General features: G+C 61.4%; 16 protein-coding genes and 1 tRNA gene. 13 read left to right on the forward strand and 4 right to left on the reverse strand.

The window, feature by feature from the left end; all coding sequences use genetic code 11:
• Window positions 1-56 precede the first annotated feature (56 nt).
• Complete coding sequence (locus ACZ5YV_RS04535; RefSeq protein WP_464788773.1) at window positions 57-479, reverse strand: DUF983 domain-containing protein; 423 nt, start codon at window positions 477-479, stop codon at window positions 57-59.
• A gap of 292 nt (window positions 480-771) precedes the next feature.
• On the reverse strand, window positions 772-1011 hold the full coding sequence (locus tag ACZ5YV_RS04540; protein WP_464788774.1) for a hypothetical protein: 240 nt from the start codon (window positions 1009-1011) through the stop codon (window positions 772-774).
• Between the two features lie 205 nt (window positions 1012-1216).
• Here ACZ5YV_RS04540 and ACZ5YV_RS04545 point away from each other — a divergent pair, with 205 nt between their 5' ends.
• From ACZ5YV_RS04545 to ACZ5YV_RS04565, 5 genes are all read left to right on the forward strand, one after another.
• Window positions 1217-2122 (forward strand): LysR family transcriptional regulator, encoded by a 906-nt coding sequence (locus ACZ5YV_RS04545; RefSeq protein ID WP_464788775.1) that lies wholly within the window; start codon window positions 1217-1219, stop codon window positions 2120-2122.
• A gap of 92 nt (window positions 2123-2214) precedes the next feature.
• A complete protein-coding gene (locus ACZ5YV_RS04550) occupies window positions 2215-2667 on the forward strand; it encodes an NAD(P)H-dependent oxidoreductase subunit E (protein ID WP_464788776.1) in 453 nt (150 codons plus the stop codon).
• Window positions 2664-4241, forward strand: coding sequence for a formate dehydrogenase beta subunit (locus ACZ5YV_RS04555; protein WP_464788777.1), 1578 nt, complete (start codon window positions 2664-2666; stop codon window positions 4239-4241). Before ACZ5YV_RS04550 ends, ACZ5YV_RS04555 begins: the two co-directional genes overlap by 4 nt.
• Complete coding sequence (gene fdhF, locus ACZ5YV_RS04560) at window positions 4238-7084, forward strand: formate dehydrogenase subunit alpha (protein WP_464788778.1); 2847 nt, start codon at window positions 4238-4240, stop codon at window positions 7082-7084. The genes ACZ5YV_RS04555 and fdhF overlap by 4 nt, the downstream gene beginning before the upstream one ends.
• A gap of 4 nt (window positions 7085-7088) precedes the next feature.
• Complete coding sequence (locus ACZ5YV_RS04565; protein WP_464788779.1) at window positions 7089-7388, forward strand: formate dehydrogenase subunit delta; 300 nt, start codon at window positions 7089-7091, stop codon at window positions 7386-7388.
• A gap of 39 nt (window positions 7389-7427) precedes the next feature.
• Here ACZ5YV_RS04565 and ACZ5YV_RS04570 read toward each other — a convergent pair whose 3' ends face one another.
• On the reverse strand, window positions 7428-8552 hold the full coding sequence (locus ACZ5YV_RS04570) for a hypothetical protein (protein ID WP_464788780.1): 1125 nt from the start codon (window positions 8550-8552) through the stop codon (window positions 7428-7430).
• Between the two features lie 114 nt (window positions 8553-8666).
• Between ACZ5YV_RS04570 and ACZ5YV_RS04575 the strand changes: the two genes are divergently transcribed.
• A complete protein-coding gene (locus tag ACZ5YV_RS04575) occupies window positions 8667-9173 on the forward strand; it encodes a hypothetical protein (RefSeq protein ID WP_464788781.1) in 507 nt (168 codons plus the stop codon).
• A gap of 18 nt (window positions 9174-9191) precedes the next feature.
• On the opposite strand, the gene ACZ5YV_RS04580 is transcribed toward ACZ5YV_RS04575, so the two are convergent.
• Window positions 9192-9281: transfer RNA gene (locus ACZ5YV_RS04580), tRNA-Ser, on the reverse strand.
• A gap of 150 nt (window positions 9282-9431) precedes the next feature.
• Here ACZ5YV_RS04580 and ACZ5YV_RS04585 point away from each other — a divergent pair.
• From ACZ5YV_RS04585 to ACZ5YV_RS04615, 7 genes are all read left to right on the forward strand, one after another.
• The gene (locus ACZ5YV_RS04585; RefSeq protein WP_464788782.1) at window positions 9432-10478 is read left to right on the forward strand and encodes a lytic murein transglycosylase; all 1047 of its coding nucleotides are present in this window, start codon (window positions 9432-9434) and stop codon (window positions 10476-10478) included.
• A gap of 114 nt (window positions 10479-10592) precedes the next feature.
• Window positions 10593-11756: a D-alanyl-D-alanine carboxypeptidase family protein gene (locus tag ACZ5YV_RS04590; RefSeq protein ID WP_464788783.1), complete on the forward strand. Its 1164-nt coding sequence runs from the start codon at window positions 10593-10595 to the stop codon at window positions 11754-11756.
• Window positions 11753-12379 carry a dTMP kinase gene (gene tmk / locus ACZ5YV_RS04595; protein ID WP_464788784.1) on the forward strand — a complete coding sequence of 209 codons (627 nt, stop codon included), beginning with the start codon at window positions 11753-11755 and terminating at the stop codon, window positions 12377-12379. The genes ACZ5YV_RS04590 and tmk overlap by 4 nt, the downstream gene beginning before the upstream one ends.
• Window positions 12376-13347, forward strand: coding sequence for a DNA polymerase III subunit delta' (locus ACZ5YV_RS04600; RefSeq protein WP_464788785.1), 972 nt, complete (start codon window positions 12376-12378; stop codon window positions 13345-13347). Before tmk ends, ACZ5YV_RS04600 begins: the two co-directional genes overlap by 4 nt.
• A 44-nt stretch (window positions 13348-13391) precedes the next feature.
• Complete coding sequence (gene metG, locus ACZ5YV_RS04605) at window positions 13392-14954, forward strand: methionine--tRNA ligase (RefSeq protein ID WP_464788786.1); 1563 nt, start codon at window positions 13392-13394, stop codon at window positions 14952-14954.
• A 3-nt stretch (window positions 14955-14957) separates the two neighbouring features.
• The gene (locus ACZ5YV_RS04610) at window positions 14958-15746 is read left to right on the forward strand and encodes a TatD family hydrolase (RefSeq protein WP_464788787.1); all 789 of its coding nucleotides are present in this window, start codon (window positions 14958-14960) and stop codon (window positions 15744-15746) included.
• Window positions 15743-16528 (forward strand): MBL fold metallo-hydrolase, encoded by a 786-nt coding sequence (locus tag ACZ5YV_RS04615; RefSeq protein ID WP_464788788.1) that lies wholly within the window; start codon window positions 15743-15745, stop codon window positions 16526-16528. The genes ACZ5YV_RS04610 and ACZ5YV_RS04615 overlap by 4 nt, the downstream gene beginning before the upstream one ends.
• The last annotated feature ends 4 nt before the right edge of the window (window positions 16529-16532 follow it).

Consider the following 16532-nt stretch of genomic DNA (forward strand, 5'->3'; position numbering starts at 1 on the left):
GCCGGGCGGTGCCAAAGGGGCGCCCCAAAGGATGCTCCTCAAAATCGCCCGACTACTCAATCCCGCTTGTCCGACCCATCTCCGTGCAGCTTGGCCCATAAGTCCGCCGTCCCTGCCTCCTGCGCCTTCGTCACATATTGGGCGGCGACCAGCCAGCCCTTGATTGGGCGTAACGGCAGCACTGTGGTCAATATGAGCACCGGGATACCGACGGCGATGTGCACCCATAGAGGCGGCCGCGCCAATATCTCCAGCATCACGATAAAGATGACGCCGGGAACGCAAGCGAACAACTGCACGAACACCGCTGGGCCATCCGCCGGGTCCGCAAAGGAATAATCCAGTCCACAAACCTCACATCGATCGCGGACGGTAAGAAACCCCTTGAAAATATGCCCTTCGCCGCACCGGGGGCAACGGCCCAGAGCGCCCGTTTCGATCAGCGAACGCCGCGGCAACTTGTCCGACGGTTGAACCATGTCCTGCTTTCCCCTGTGCTGATTTCGGGCCTTTGTTGCCACAAGTCCATGTGATGATAGGGGAGCGTAATTCAATTAGCCTTTTTGTCCCACCTGCATATTCCTTTGCTGCAAAGGACGACGTCCACATTGACGTTACGGCATGGCGGCTGGAAAGTTATCACTGGATTGCAGTCGTCAACAATGTCTGTTAAACGCGCCGCGATTTGGATGCCCGACAGCATACAAGTCGCGCCCCCGGCATCCCTTGCTCGGGGGCGCTTTCATTTTTATCGGCTGCAATCCCCCTACGTTATTGATGCGCAGGCTTTCCGCCTACGGGGTCGCTTGGCACGTCAAAATTTTCCATGGCGTCATGCAGGACCTGATCGGGACAGGAAGCGGCCAGCGCCCGCACCTTGTACCGCAACGCCAATTCCCGATGCGCCGCGACCTCTTCGGCGGGAGCGTGCCTTGCCAAGGCGTCGTTGACCTTGGCAGCTTCTTCCCGTGCGCGCCGGAACAAATAAGGTGCATCCGCTTGCCCAGACATTGCAACCTCCAGATGGTGAGGTGGAAGTGATAGCATGCTGGTTCACAATACTCCTTAACGAGGGTTAAGGCGAACCATAGCTACGATAGTCTGCAACAGAGATCGACAGGATCGTCATTCGGCTGAATTATCGCCCTGCTTCCCCTTCAGTGGCTACCATAGTTTCACTCTATGAACTTGCGCCCGATCCAGTGTAGATGACAGCATGCAGACGCGTCTTGTCGAATATTTCCTGGCATTGGAGCGCGAAGGTCATTTCGCGCGCGCCGCGTCCTATTGCAATGTCTCGCAACCCACCCTGTCCGTGGGCATCGCGTCACTGGAAGCCCAGCTGGGAAAGCGGCTGATCCGGCGCGATCGCAAATATGTGGGGTTGACCGCAGAGGGTGAAGCTATCCTGCCATGGGCACGGCAATTGATCGCCGCTGCCGAAGCTCTTGGTCACGCGGCGGAAACGGCCCGTGGTCCGCTGAAGGGCGAATTAAGGCTGGGCGCGATCCCGGCCGCCATGCCGGTGATTGGCCATCTCACCGAAGCGATGCTGGAGCGCCACGGGGGCCTTAACATCTCCGTGCGGGCGCTCACTTCGCGGCAGATCGAGCGGGGCCTCGCGGCGTTCGAACTGGACGCCGGGATAACCTATCTCGATTTCGAGCCACCGGCCCACGCCTTGTCAGTGCCCCTTTATACAGAGCGGGCGATCCTCATCGGTGCGGTCGGCTGCGCTCCGATACCCGATCCGCTCAATTGGGCCGATCTTGCGGATCTGCCACTGTGCCTGTTGCATCAGGGCATGCAAAATAGACGTATCCTGGACGCGCGTCTGGCCGAACGCGGGCTTGCCCTGCGTCCGGTGGTCACGGCGGACAGCTATGTCGCACTGCTTGGTCTCGTGCAGCAGGGACGGCTCTGTTCCATCATTCCGGAAAATCATGCGACTTTGCTGGAAGGGCTGGCTTGGGCGCGTACCTATCCGCTGCCTGCCACGGCGGAAGGCAGTCGGGTGGGCGTCATAGTGTCTGATCGCGCACCGATGGGGCCGCTGGCTCAAGCGGTCCTCAGCGTTGCGCGCGACCTGCGCTTGCCCAACGGATATCGCGCCGCTTCATAGAATATCCCTATCATCCATTAGGGGCTTCAATTTGACCCGAGCCGGGTGGCCCTGCACGATGGCGTCTGATCGAAGGGTGCAGGCAGGGTAGGATGGAAGCATTTATCGAAAGCTGGACCGCGCGTCATGGCGCCACGCGCGACCAGTTACTGCCCCTTCTGCATGCCGTGCAGAGCGAGGCGGGCTATATCGATGATGCGCAGGTGCCGCTAATTGCGCAGGCGTTGAACCTCACCCGCGCGGACGTGCATGGCGTTATCACCTTCTACCATGATTTTCGCCGTGTTCCGCCCGGCCGCCACATTGTGAGGCTTTGCCGCGCGGAAAGCTGCCAATCGCGCGGCGGTGCGGTGGTGGAGCATCAGGCGGCGCAAATTCTGGGCGTCGCCATGGGCGAAACCCGGGCGGACGGCCAGCTAAGTCTGGAGCCTGTCTACTGCCTGGGCCTCTGTGCGATCGGGCCGAACGCGCTGGTGGACGGTCGACCGGTTGCAGCGATCGATGCCAAAGCCCTGGAGCGGATCGCGGCGGAGATGGCGGCATGAGCCGGGTCTTCATCAGCCGAGATATGGCCTCCGTCGCGCTGGGCGCCGACGAAGTCGCACGCGGCTTCGCGCAGGCAGGGTGCGAAGTGGTGCGCACTGGATCGCGCGGCTTGTTTTCCATCGAGCCGTTGGTCGAAGTGGAGACGGATGCAGGCCGCATCGGCTACGGGCCGGTCGGGCTGCAGGATGTCGCGGCGGTGCTGGACGGCACGCATCCTGCCATGCTGGGCAAGGTGGACGATTTGCCCTTCTTCGCTGGTCAGCAGCGCTTTACCTTCGCACGGTGCGGCATCATCGATCCGCTCAGCCTTACCGATTATGCGGCCCATGATGGCTGGAAAGGGCTGGAAAAGGCTCGCGCCATCCCTCCCCAGCAAGTGGTCGATGCGGTCAAGGCGTCGGGGCTGCGCGGACGCGGCGGCGCCGGTTTCCCGACCGGGATCAAATGGCAGACGGTACTGGACGCGCCGGGCGCGCCCAAGTTCATCGTCTGCAATGCCGATGAAGGCGACAGCGGCACCTTCGCGGATCGGATGCTTATGGAGGGCGATCCCTTCTGCCTGATCGAGGGCATGGCGATCGCCGCCCATGCCGTCGGCGCGGCCCATGGCTATATCTATATCCGTAGCGAATATCCCTATAGCATCGCCACCATGCGCGCGGCGATCGATACCAGCGCGCATCTCATCGCGCCCTTCACACTGGAGGTGCGCGAGGGCGCGGGCGCCTATGTCTGCGGCGAGGAAACGGCGCTGCTCGACAGTATCGAGGGTAAACGCGGGCAGGTGCGGGCAAAGCCGCCGCTCCCGGCCTTGCAGGGGCTGTTTGGTCAGCCGACCGTCATCAACAATGTGCTGTCGCTGGCTGCGGTGCCCTTCATCCTGGCGGAAGGGCCGGATGCCTATGCGGCGGTTGGCTTTGGCCGTTCGCGCGGAACGATGCCGGTGCAACTCGCGGGCAATGTGAAGCATGGCGGCCTTTATGAGATCGGCTTTGGCATAACGTTGGGGGAATTGGTGAACCAGATCGGCCGCGGCACGGCGAGCGGTCGCCCCGTTCGCGCGGTCCAGGTGGGTGGCCCCCTCGGCGCTTATTTCCCGCCATCCATGTTCCATCTGCCGTTTGATTATGAAGCATTCGCGCAAGCCGACGGGCTGATCGGCCATGCGGGCATTACCGTCTTCGATGACAGCGTCGATATGGCGCATATGGCGCGCTTTGCCATGGAGTTCTGTTCGGTCGAAAGCTGCGGCAAATGCACGCCTTGCCGGATCGGATCGACACGTGGAGTGGAGATCATGGATCGGCTGTTGACCCGCAGGGCGGAGGGGCCGCCCCCTGCCAACCCACCTATTCCGCCAGGACTGGACAAGGCGCTCTATTCACGAGCGCCCGGCGCCATGCAACGCGGCCTGGACGAGGATCTGCAACTGCTCCGCGACCTCGCCGACACGATGAAATATGGCTCGCTCTGCGCGCTGGGTGGGTTCACGCCCTACCCGGTGTTGAGCGCGCTCGACCATTTCCCCGAAGACTTTGGCGCGCCCGCGTCTGCAAAGGAAGCTGCGGAATGACCTTCACCCGCGAAGCCGATCATGGCACCCCGCCAGCCCTCACCACCGGCAAGCCCATCACGCTCACCATTGACGGCCAAAGCGTCACTATGGCCGAGGGCACGAGCATCATGCGCGCCGCTTCGCTCACCGGCTGCTCCATTCCAAAACTGTGCGCCACCGACAATCTGGAGAGTTTCGGCTCCTGCCGCCTATGCCTGGTCGAAGTGGAAGGGCGCAGCGGCTATCCCGCATCCTGCACCACGCCCATCGCCGAGGGCATGGTGGTTCGCACCCAAAGCGACCGGCTGAAGCAGCTCCGTCGGGGCGTGATGGAGCTTTACATCTCCGACCATCCGCTCGACTGCCTGACCTGCGCGGCCAATGGCGACTGCGAATTGCAGGATCAAGCCGGTGCGGTGGGGCTGCGGGAGGTCCGCTATGGCTATGACGGCGCAACCAATATGGGGCAGGCCAAGGACCAGTCGAACCCCTATTTCGACTTCGATCCCAGCAAATGCATAGTTTGCTCCCGCTGCGTGCGCGCCTGTGAAGAGGTGCAGGGCACCTTCGCGCTGACTATCGAGGATAAGGGCTTTGGATCAAAAGTCTCGGCCTCGCAGGGCGAGGATTTCCTTGGCTCCGAATGCGTGTCCTGTGGCGCCTGCGTGCAGGCTTGTCCCACCGCCTCGCTGATCGAAAAGAAAGTGGTCGAGGTCGGCACGCCCGACCGGGCCATCGTCACCACCTGCGCCTATTGCGGCGTCGGCTGCACCTTCCGCGCGGAAATGCGTGGCGAGGAACTGGTGCGCATGGTGCCGTGGAAAGAGGGCAAGGCCAATCGCGGCCATAGCTGCGTCAAGGGCCGGTTCGCCTGGGGCTATGCCCAGCATCAGGACCGGATACTCAACCCCATGATCCGCGCATCCGTGGATCAGCCTTGGCGCGAGGTGTCGTGGGACGAAGCAATAGCCCATACGGCAGCGGAGTTCCGTCGCATCCAGGCCAAATATGGTACGCGCTCCATCGGCGGCATCACATCAAGCCGCTGCACCAATGAGGAAACATTCCTCGTCCAAAAGCTCGTCCGCCAGGGTTTCGGCAACAATAATGTCGATACCTGCGCCCGCGTCTGCCATTCGCCGACCGGCTATGGGCTCAGCACGACCTTCGGCACCTCTGCCGGAACGCAGGATTTCGACAGCGTGATGCAATCCGACGTGATCCTCGTCATCGGCGCCAACCCGACTGACGGCCACCCGGTATTTGCCTCGCGCATGAAGAAGCGGTTGCGGCAGGGCGCCAAGCTGATCGTCATCGACCCGCGTCGTATCGACATGGTTAAATCCCCCCATGTCGAGGCGGAACACCATCTGCCGCTGCGCCCGGGCACCAACGTCGCCATGCTGACGGCTCTCGCTCATGTCGTCGTGACCGAGAAGCTGTACGATGAACCCTTCATCCGCGCGCGCTGCGATTGGGACGAATTTGCCGAATGGGCCGAGTTCGTGTCACAGCCAGCCCGCTCTCCCGAAGCGATCGAGCCGCTGACCGGGGTGAAGGCGGAGGATGTGCGCGCCGCCGCTCGCCTTTACGCAACCGGAGGCAACGGCGCGATCTATTACGGCCTCGGCGTCACGGAACATAGCCAGGGCAGTTCGACCGTCATGGCAATCGCCAATCTCGCCATGGCGACCGGCAATGTCGGGCGCGAGGGCGTGGGCGTGAACCCACTGCGCGGGCAGAATAATGTGCAGGGCGCCTGTGACATGGGCAGCTTCCCGCACGAATTTTCCGGTTATCGCCACGTTTCCGACGACGCCACGCGCGCGATCTTCGAACAAAGCTGGGGCGTTGCGCTGGACCCCGAACCGGGGCTTCGCATCCCCAACATGCTGGATGCTGCGACCGACGGCAGCTTCAAGGGCATTTTCATCCAGGGCGAGGACATTCTCCAGTCCGACCCCAATACGCACCATGTCGCGGCCGGGCTGGCGGCGATGGAATGCGTCGTGGTGCAGGACCTCTTCCTCAACGAGACCGCCAATTACGCGCATATATTCCTGCCCGGCTCCACCTTCCTGGAAAAGGACGGGACCTTCACCAACGCCGAACGACGCATTCAGCGCGTGCGCAAGGTGATGACGCCCCTCAACGGCTATGAAGATTGGGAGATCGTGCAACTGGTCGCCAACGCCATGGGATTGGGCTGGACCTACAGCCACCCGTCGCAGATCATGGATGAAATCGCCGCGCTCACCCCTACCTTCGCGGGCGTGCATTACGACCGCCTGGACGTTGAGGGATCGCTGCAATGGCCCGCGAACGACCGGGCTCCCCACGGCACGCCGACCATGCATATCGACGGTTTCGTGCGGGGCAGGGGCAAGTTCGTCGTCACCGACTATGTGCCGACCGATGAAAAGACCGGCCCGCGCTTCCCGCTACTCCTGACCACCGGACGCATCCTTAGCCAATATAATGTCGGCGCGCAGACCCGGCGCACCGCCAATGCTGCCTGGCATCCCGAAGACCGACTGGAAATCCATCCCAGCGACGCGGAAAACAGGGGCCTTAAGGACGGTGATTGGGTAACGCTCCGCAGCAGGGCAGGGGAGACGACCCTGCGAGCGCTGGTGACCGAACGCGTCGCGCCGGGCGTTGTCTACACGACCTTCCACCACCCCGAAACGCAGGCGAACGTCATCACCACCGACTATTCGGACTGGGCCACCAATTGCCCGGAATATAAGGTGACGGCGGTGCAGGTGTCCGCGTCAAACGGTCCCAGCGACTGGCAGAAAAGCTATGACGCGCAAGCCCGGCATAGTCGGCGCATCGACATGATCCACGCAGCGGAATGACGGCATGACTGAAGACCACTCGATGATGTCCAATCAGGACCGGCTGGTCTATATGGCCAACCAGATCGCCAGAAACTTCATGACCATGGGCGAAGAAAAAGCGGCACAGGCAGTCGCCGATCACATCGCCAAATTCTGGGAACCGCGAATGCGGGCGCAGATATTCGCTCTGCACGAGAAGGGGGCGGAGACATTCGCTCCGGTTGCTGGCAGGGCGATCACTCTCTTGCACGCCGTAGACTCACCACCGCCGCAGATCCAAGCAAATGCCAGTAGTTACGCCATTAAAAGCCGCCAGCAATAGCGGGAGAGGCATCACGGGATTGACCGACGGCATCTGAAGTTATTTTTTATTCCCCAAGTTCAGCGATGGCATCATCGGCATTCGCGGTGCGAAGTCAGGCGTTCGAAAAGGTTCATGGTCGCCCTTATCTGCGGTTAGCGTTCGCCAATATTCTTTGAAGAACTGAGAGCACGTCATATCCGCCAACTTAATTCGCGTGTCGTGCATCACAAATTCATGTTCAAATGCTTTGCCAAGTTCATCTTCGATGACCGACTTGTCGCTTTGGGATATTTGATGGGCGGTCGCCACAAGCTCAGAATGATCTTGCATTTTCTGTGCGAGTAACTCGACATTCTGGCGATGGAAAGCAAAGCCAAGGAAGATGACTCGATCCGCGCCAGCTATGCTCGCCCGCATTGCCGCGAGTTCCTCGCCTTCCTCAACGCGCTCGGTGAATGTGCGAACCTGTTGCGCCACATCAGCAAGCTGCTGCGGAGAGCCTCCGCCAAAGTCGACGCTAGGCGCATCTCCCTTTTGCCACGGCAGTCGCCCTGCCACGCCATACGGGCGATGTATGGTTAGCCTCTCCATTATCTCTCTAATCTCGTCGGGTTTCACGCCGTAATAAGAAGCCAGAGAGAAGGGTAGGTAATGTTCTAGGCATCTATCATAGTTAAAGTTTACTATTTTTAAATTATCAAAGATGCTTCCGACCTGACTTTTTCGAACATTTTCCGTCAGAAGTTTAGTAAGGCTGCTATACCAAGTATCGCCAAACTTGGAAAGATCGAGAGTTTCTCGCATGTTTTCAGCGCGCCTAAAGACAGGACTGGATGCTTCTGCCTTTAATATGGCCCGCACAATTCCAAGTTTTCCTACCAGTTCAACTTGCTGATCTTCAAGAGCGTCAATGACATTATCAATGGACAGCGCCTGATTCGCTGATTCGCTAAGTTGCCAAGCCGAATGAAGGTGTTGGTTGAATTTAGTGACGTCACCATCTTCATTTAGGATTATTTTCAGCGCCTCAACGATTGCCGGATCGCCGTGTTTCTGGCGGTAATGCTCAAAGGTGATGTGGGTTAGCTGCACAATTTGCTTCAGAAGGTCGGTCCCCACAGGCAGGCCGACTTCGACGCTGGCTCCTGCGCCAATTACCAACACTGTTTTCGCTCTAAACATCGCCTACCCCTAAGCGCATGCCAAAGGCATTTACGTTCCTATCTTGTTCTAACTAGGTGCAGCTAGTATGTCTGCCACATATATCGTTCATAATGAAGGTTTTGAGCTAACCAAATGGACATTGCATCCGGCATTGCGGCTGTCACCCAAGGGTTAGGCATCGCCAAGGCGCTTCGCGGTATTGAAAAAAGCTATGATGAAGCGACTTACAAGGCAAAGGTCGCCGAAGTGATCGAAGCCCTAACCGATGCCAAGCTGGCATTGGCGGAAGCCAAGGAAGGCATGGCCGAAAAGGACAGGGAGATTGAACGCCTGAAAGCTGCGTTTGAATCTAAAGCGGCTCTTGTCGGGGGCCATGGCGGCTACAGTTATATGACTGATGAGGGCGGCAACCCGCTTGGCTATCCTGTTTGTCCTAAGTGTGAACAGGTCAACGGGCGTATCATCCAAACCAAAGAGCATGAACACAGCCGCAAATCGCGTTGCCCGGCCTGCGGCGATCAATACACGCCTGTTGCATGCTACCTCCCGCAAGGTAGTGGCTATCTTACTCAAAAGGATAAGGAGGATGCTCAATGGAGAGCGGATATGCAACGTTCTTCCGGTGTTTCCTACTACTGAACGGCATTCTAATCGGTGTGGCGGACAGGGTGGGATTCGAACCCACGGTGAGCGTAAACCCACGGCGGTTTTCAAGACCGCTGCCTTAAACCACTCGGCCACCTGTCCGTCCGCTCGCTTCCTAGCGAAGCTTTGCGTCATGCCAAGCGTAAAATGACTAAAATCCGCTTTCGGCGCGTTCTTGTGGGTACGGAAGCGACAAGGGGGATTTCGCCTCCTGCTGTCGCTGTGCCACAAAGGGCTGAGGGAGATTCTCTAATGCGTTCAACCATTCACTCGCTTCTACTGCGTCTTGCCGTCGTCACGGCGGGCAGCTTGATGGCGGGGCCTGGCATGACGCAGGACATGGCGCAGGACGCGGGTTTTCGCAGCTATCTGGAAACGCTGCGGCCAAAGGCGCAGGCGATGGGAATTCGTTCTTCGACGCTGGATTCCGTCTTCCCCACGCTCACGCCCAACCCACGGGTTGTCCAACTGGATCAGAACCAGCCGGGGGGAGGGGCCTATTCGCCCATTCCCAATTTCGAACCCTACAGGCGTCAGCATGTCGATGCCGCGCGCATCAGCCGTGGCCGCACCGCTTATCAGGCGAACCGTGCCCGGCTTGCCCGGATAGAGGCGGAAACCGGCGTGCCTGAGGAAATCATGGTCGCGATCTACGGCCATGAAACCAATTATGGTTCCTATACCGGCGACTTCGACCTCATCCGTTCCCTTGCGACGCTGTCCTATGAAGGCCGCCGCCGCACCCTGTTCGAACCGGAATTGCTGGCGACGCTCAAGATGCTGGACAATGGCGTGCCCCGCAGCCGACTGGTCGGCAGTTGGGCCGGAGCGACGGGCTATCCCCAGTTTCTTCCCAGCGTCTATCTGCGTCTGGGCAAGGATGGCGACGGCGATGGCCGCGTCGATATCTGGAACAGCGAAGCCGACGCGCTGGCCTCCATCGCCAACTATTTCGTCAACGCCGGTTGGCGGCGCGGCCAGCCCTGGGGAGTGGCGGTTTCGGTGCCCGACGGCTTCAGTCGGGCTAGCGTTGCCGCCCGAACCGCGCCTGCCCGCTGCCTGCGCGTATTCAATCGGCACAGCCGCTGGCTGACGATGGCCGAATGGCGCAGCCGGGGTGTCGTCCCGGCGGGCGGCAGCTGGCCAGCCGATACGGTGCTTGCGACGCTGCTCGAACCCGATGGTCCTGGCAAGACCGCCTATCTGCTCACCAGCAATTACCGGGCGATCCTCGATTATAATTGCTCGAATTTCTACGCCCTGTCCGTCGGGCTGCTCGCCGACGCTGTCCGGCAATAAGGGCGCTGGCGCGTCGGCTGTTGCGCCAGCCCTCTTGAGAATGTGTCTGTCATGGCTAATGACAGGGGCAGGGCATTCTCATCACCCGAATCCATCAGTGCGAAGGCAGTCCTCATGAACAAGTCACTAGCCGCCATCCTCTTCGTCGGATTGCTGGCGCAGCCTCTCACGGCTGCGGCGCCTCCTTATACTAGCGAGGCGCCCATCGCTTACATGAAGGACCTGTCGTCGGGCGCCGTGCTGTATGACAAGAGCGGCGAAACGCGCATCCCACCTGCCTCCATGGCGAAGATGATGACGGCGCACGTCGCCTTCCGCCTGATCCAGAAGGGCGATCTGAAGCTCGACACGAAATTCACCGTCCGCCCCGAAACCTGGAAACAGTGGCACGGCCCGGCGGCCGGGTCGACCATGTTCCTGTCGGCGGGCGAACAGGTGTCGGTCGAAAATCTCCTCCACGGCATCGTGACCCTGTCCGGCAATGACGCCTGCGTGGTTTTGGCCGAAGGGATTGCCGGGACGGAGCAGGCTTTCGTCGCGCAGATGAATGACGAAGCCAAGCGCCTCGGCCTCAAGAACAGCCATTTCGGCACCAGCAATGGCTGGCCGGATGAAGGCGTGACTTATGTGACCGCGCAGGACCTCGCCCGTCTCGCCGAAGCGACGATCGAGGAAACGCCTGACCTTTACAAGCGCTTCTACGCCACCCGCTCCTTCACCTGGGGCAAAACCATGGGCGGCTCCGACATCGCGCAAGCAAACCGCAACCCGATCCTCGGCAAGATCGCCGGTGCCGACGGCCTTAAGACCGGCCATACGGAGGAAGCGGGTTTCGGTTTTACCGGCTCGGCCGAACAGGATGGCCGCCGCATCGTCATGGTCGTTGCTGGCCTGCCGACCTACAATGGCCGCGTTTCGGAATCCGTCCGCTTCATGGACTGGGGTTTCAAGGCGTGGAAAGCGCAGCCGCTTTTCAAGAAGGGCCAGACCGTCGAAACCGCTGAAGTTCAGCTGGGTAGCGCCACCACCGTCCCGCTCGTCGCGCCGCAGGACATGGCCGTAACGCTGCCGCGCACGGCGTCAGGCAACATCTCGGTCAAGGTCGCCTATACCGGCCCGATCAAGGCGCCCATCGCCAAGGGGCAGAAGATCGCAGAACTGATCGTCTCCACCCCTGACACCCCCCCGCAGGTCCTGCCACTGGTGGCAGGTGAAGAAGTATCCGAAGCGGGCATCTTCGGTCGCCTCTGGAACGGCCTGAAGTCCTTCTTCGGGTGACACGCGGCCGGTTCATCACTTTAGAGGGCGGGGAGGGCGCGGGTAAATCGACGCAACTCCGCGCCCTCGCCGCCGCCTTGCGCGCCAAGGGGCTGGAAGTCCTGGAAACCCGCGAACCCGGCGGCAGCGAAGGCGCCGAAGCCATTCGCGTCCTCCTCCTCACCGGCACCGCCGACCGCTGGAGCCCCCGCGCCGAAGCGCTTCTCTTCGCCGCAGCCCGCGCCGATCATATCGAAAAGACGATCCGCCCCGCCCTCGATCGCGGCGCCTGGGTCCTGTCCGACCGCTTCCTCGACAGCAGTCGCGCCTATCAGGGGATGGGTGACCTAACCGACGCCGACATAATGACCCTCCACCGAATCGGCAGCGCCGACTTCCTCCCCGACCGCACTTTCTTCCTCACCCTGCCCGAAGCCGAGGCACAGCAACGCGCTCGGGTTCGCGACGGAGACGCGGCCGATCGCATCGGAGGCCGCGACGCAGCCTTCCACGCCAATGTCGCATCTGCCTTCGCCCACTTCGCTGAGCAAGACCCAGCCCGCATCCGCACCATAGACGCGTCGGGCCACCCCGAAGCCGTCACCTCGCGCCTCCTCGCGGCACTCGACGACCTGCTGCCATGACGACCATTCTCGGCCATGACACCCAGGCCGCCATGCTGCTCGCCGCCGCCCGCAGTGGCCGCATGCATCATGGCTGGATATTCGCTGGCCCGCGCGGCATCGGCAAGGCTGGCTTTGCCCGTGCGCTCGCCCTTCGTCTCCTCGCCGAAGCAGCAGGCCCCGCGCCCGACGGCGAAGGCCTGTCAGTCCCAACCGATCACCCCATCCGCAAGCTGATCGAAGCCGAAGCCCATCCCGACTACGCCGAACTCTACTGCCTGGAAAAGGAAACCGGCACCGCCCGCAACATCTCGGTCGATCAGGTGCGCAGCCTCCAGCGCCTCGTCCAGTCCGCGCCGTCCCTGTCCCAACGCCGCATAGTCGTCATCGACAGCGCCGACGACCTCGAACGCGGCGCCGCCAACGCGCTCCTCAAGACGCTGGAAGAGCCACCAGCGGACATGCTCTTCTTCCTCGTCAGCCATGCGCCCGGCCGCCTCTTGCCCACCATCCGCTCGCGCTGCCGCACCCTCCGCTTCGACCCGCTGGATGACGAAGCCATGCGCACCATCCTGCGCCGAGAGCAGCCCGACCTGCCACCCGCAGACATAGAGGCGCTCGCCGCCCTGGGAGAGGGCGCCCCGGGGAAGGCCCTGCGCTACGCGGGCCTGGACGTAACCGACCTGGACCGCATGCTCTACGCGATCGCAGCGGATGGCGACCCCGGCAACCGCCACCGCCTCATCCTCGCAAAACAGCTCTCCGGCAAAGCCGCGCGCCCGCGCTATGAAGCCTTCCTCGAGCGCGTCCCCGCCTTCATCGCCGACGCCGCCCGCCAGCGCAGCGGCCCCGCGCTCGGCACAGCGCTGGACCACTGGGAAGCCGCGCGCCAACTCGCCAGCGGCGCCATCATCCTCTCGCTCGACCCCGCAGCCGTCGCTTTCGAACTCGCGGGCCATGTCGCCGCGCTCGCCCCGGATCAGCGTTGAAAAGCAGGCTTTGCGCGCGCCTTAACAGCCGCTAGGGAAGGCCCATGTCGCAGCCCTACACCATCACCACCGCCATCAGCTATCCCAACGGCCGCCCCCATATCGGCCACGCCTATGAGGTGATCGCCACCGACGCGATCGCCCGGTTCCAGCGGATGATGGGCCGCGACGTCTTCTTTCAAACGGGGACTGACGAGCATGGCCTGAAAATGGATCAGGCGGCCCGCACGCGCGGCATCGAACCGCGCGCCCTTGCTGATGAAATGTCTGGATATTTCAAAGATATGAACGACAGTCTGAACATCAGCTATGATCGCTTCATCCGCACCAGCGAGCCTGACCATCACCGCGCATCACAAGCGATCTGGCAGGCAATGGAGGCGAATGGCGACCTCTATCTCGGTCGCTATGAAGGCTGGTACTCCGTCCGTGACGAAGCCTTTTACGATGAAAAGGAACTGGTCGATGGGGAAGGGGGCGAAAAGCTCTCACCCCAGGGCACACCAGTCGAATGGACGGTCGAGGAAAGCTGGTTCTTCCGCCTCTCCGCCTATCAGCAAAAGCTGCTCGACCTCTACAACAGTCAGCCCGACTTCATTCAGCCGGATAGCCGCCGCAACGAAATCATGCGCTTCGTGGAGGGCGGCCTTTCCGACCTCAGCGTTTCGCGCACCAGCTTCGACTGGGGCGTCAAGGTTCCCGGAAGCGACGGCCATGTCATGTATGTCTGGGTCGATGCGCTCACCAATTATCTGACAGGCTGCGGCTATCCCGACGACGCCGAGCGCATGGCGCGCTACTGGTCCGAAGGCGGCGACATAACGCACATTATCGGAAAAGATATCGTTCGTTTTCATACCGTTTACTGGCCAGCATTCCTGATGAGTGCGAAGCTGCCCTTGCCTAAGCAGATCTTCGGCCACGGCTTCCTCCTCAACCGGGGAGAGAAGATGTCGAAGTCAGTCGGCAACGTCGCCGATCCGATGGAATTGGCCGAGCGCTTCGGCGTGGACCAGCTCCGCTATTTCCTCCTGTCCGAAGTCACTTTCGGCAATGACGGCAGCTACAGTGCTGAGGCGATCGTCGCCCGTTCGAACAGCGATCTTGCCAACAGCTTCGGGAACCTCGCGCAGCGCACCCTGAGCTTCATCGCCAAGAATCTCGAAGGCCGCCTGCCTGAACCCGCACCGCAGGATGTGGACAGTGATCTGCTGAAAACCATCAGCGCCGCCGCCCAGACCTTCCAGACCGCCATGGCCGATCTCGCGCCCTCGACCGCGATCGAAGCATGGATGCGCGCCGTATTCGCCTGCAACGCCTATATCGACGCGCAGGCGCCCTGGGCCTTGCGGAAGACCGACCCGGCGCGGATGGAAGCAGTGCTGGCGACGCTTTACGAAGCCATCGCCAACCTCGCCATCATCATCCAGCCCGTGATCCCCGCCAGCGCCACCGCGCTCCTCGACCAGATGGGTGTTCCACAGACGAGCCGGACATACGAAGCGATCGGTAGCAGCACCTATGCCGATCTCCGCGCCAGCGGCTTCACCCTCAGCGCGCCCAAGCCACTCTTCCCACGCCTCGAACTCACCGAAGCGGACGCCTGATCCATGTTGATCGACAGCCATTGCCACTTGAATTACAAAGGCTTGGTCGAAGATCAGCAGAATGTGCTTGAACGCGCGCGCTCCGCTGGCATCGGCCTGATGCTCAATATCGCGACCCGCGAAAGCGAATGGGACGCCGTTCTCGCGACAGCCGAACAGCAATCCGATGTCTACGCCACCGTCGGCATCCACCCCCATGAGGCCGACGAGCATCCCCACATCGACACGGCCAAGCTGATCGAACGCGCCGCCCACCCTCGCGTGGTCGGCATCGGGGAAACCGGCCTCGATTATTATTATGATCATAGCGACCGCGCCCGGCAGCAAAACAGCTTCCGCGCCCATATCGCCGCATCCCGCGCCACTGGCCTGCCGCTGATCGTCCACACCCGCGATGCGGAGGAGGATACGCTCGCCATCCTGCGCGAGGAAATGGGGCAGGGCGCCTATCCCGGCGTCATCCACTGCTTCACCGCCAGCGGAGCCTTTGCCGATGCGGCCCTGGACCTCGGCTTCTACATCAGCATTTCGGGCATCGTGACCTTCAAAAGCGCGAAGGATCTTCAGGAAACCGCTGCCCGTCTGCCGCTCGACCGACTGCTGGTTGAAACGGACTCCCCCTTCCTCGCGCCCGTCCCCCACCGTGGCAAGTCCTGCGAACCAGCCTTCGTCGCCGACACCGCGCGCTTCCTGGCAAACCTGCGCGGCGAGGGCGTGGAGCAACTGGCCGCCGCAACCTCAGCAAACTTCCACAGCTTGTTCAGCAAGACCGGAGCAGCGCAAGAGGCATGAGCCTTAAGCTCACCATCTTGGGCTGTGGCACCTCTTCGGGCGTCCCCCGGATCGGCAATGACTGGGGCAGCTGCGATCCGAAAGAGCCGAAGAACCGGCGGACACGAGCATCGATCCTGGTGGAAAGCCCCACAACGCGCCTCCTTATCGATACGTCCCCCGACATGCGCGCCCAGCTGCTCGCCGCCAATGTCATCCATATCGACGCCATTCTCTGGACCCACGATCATGCCGATCACTGTCACGGCATCGATGACATACGCCAGCTTTACCACCATCGCCGCACGCCCGTCCCGGGCTATGCCCGCCGCCAGACGCTCAAACTTCTGAAGGAGCGCTTCGCCTACGCCTTTGAAGGACGGCAGGGCTATCATCCGACCATAGAGCCGCATGTGCTGCCCGATGGCCTGCGCATCGGTGACATCGACATCGCCTGCACGGACCAACCCCATGGCGAGATTTACTCGACCGGCTTTCGCTTCACATCGGGTGGTAGTTCGATAGGCTATGCCACTGATTTTCATGATCTTACCGCCGACATGATCAGTCTTTACGACGGGTTGGACGTCTGGGTTGTCGATGCGCTCCGCGAAAAGCCGCATCCGACCCATCCGCATCTGGCTCTTACCCTCGACGGCATCTCGGCCACCCGTCCGCGCCGCGCCGTCCTTACGCATATGGATCAGAGCATGGACTATGCGGCTCTGTTGAAAACACTGCCGGATGGCGTGGAGCCCGGCTATGATGGCATGTGCATCGAACTGAACGGGGATGGGGGCTGACGGC

It is taken from the genome of Sphingobium sp. TomTYG46 (assembly GCF_055396345.1).

What these genes read in the sequence shown, in the direction of transcription:
- ACZ5YV_RS04540 (WP_464788774.1), bottom strand. Translation starts at nt 1,011, where the DNA reads ATGTCTGGGCAAGCGGATGCACCTTATTTGTTCCGGCGCGCACGGGAA.
- ACZ5YV_RS04555 (WP_464788777.1), top strand. Translation starts at nt 2,664, where the DNA reads ATGAGCCGGGTCTTCATCAGCCGAGATATGGCCTCCGTCGCGCTGGGC.
- ACZ5YV_RS04535 (WP_464788773.1), bottom strand. Translation starts at nt 479, where the DNA reads ATGGTTCAACCGTCGGACAAGTTGCCGCGGCGTTCGCTGATCGAAACG.
- fdhF (WP_464788778.1), top strand. Translation starts at nt 4,238, where the DNA reads ATGACCTTCACCCGCGAAGCCGATCATGGCACCCCGCCAGCCCTCACC.
- ACZ5YV_RS04565 (WP_464788779.1), top strand. Translation starts at nt 7,089, where the DNA reads ATGACTGAAGACCACTCGATGATGTCCAATCAGGACCGGCTGGTCTAT.
- ACZ5YV_RS04590 (WP_464788783.1), top strand. Translation starts at nt 10,593, where the DNA reads ATGAACAAGTCACTAGCCGCCATCCTCTTCGTCGGATTGCTGGCGCAG.
- metG (WP_464788786.1), top strand. Translation starts at nt 13,392, where the DNA reads ATGTCGCAGCCCTACACCATCACCACCGCCATCAGCTATCCCAACGGC.
- ACZ5YV_RS04610 (WP_464788787.1), top strand. Translation starts at nt 14,958, where the DNA reads ATGTTGATCGACAGCCATTGCCACTTGAATTACAAAGGCTTGGTCGAA.
- ACZ5YV_RS04570 (WP_464788780.1), bottom strand. Translation starts at nt 8,552, where the DNA reads ATGTTTAGAGCGAAAACAGTGTTGGTAATTGGCGCAGGAGCCAGCGTC.
- ACZ5YV_RS04545 (WP_464788775.1), top strand. Translation starts at nt 1,217, where the DNA reads ATGCAGACGCGTCTTGTCGAATATTTCCTGGCATTGGAGCGCGAAGGT.
- ACZ5YV_RS04550 (WP_464788776.1), top strand. Translation starts at nt 2,215, where the DNA reads ATGGAAGCATTTATCGAAAGCTGGACCGCGCGTCATGGCGCCACGCGC.
- ACZ5YV_RS04575 (WP_464788781.1), top strand. Translation starts at nt 8,667, where the DNA reads ATGGACATTGCATCCGGCATTGCGGCTGTCACCCAAGGGTTAGGCATC.
- ACZ5YV_RS04585 (WP_464788782.1), top strand. Translation starts at nt 9,432, where the DNA reads ATGCGTTCAACCATTCACTCGCTTCTACTGCGTCTTGCCGTCGTCACG.
- ACZ5YV_RS04600 (WP_464788785.1), top strand. Translation starts at nt 12,376, where the DNA reads ATGACGACCATTCTCGGCCATGACACCCAGGCCGCCATGCTGCTCGCC.
- ACZ5YV_RS04615 (WP_464788788.1), top strand. Translation starts at nt 15,743, where the DNA reads ATGAGCCTTAAGCTCACCATCTTGGGCTGTGGCACCTCTTCGGGCGTC.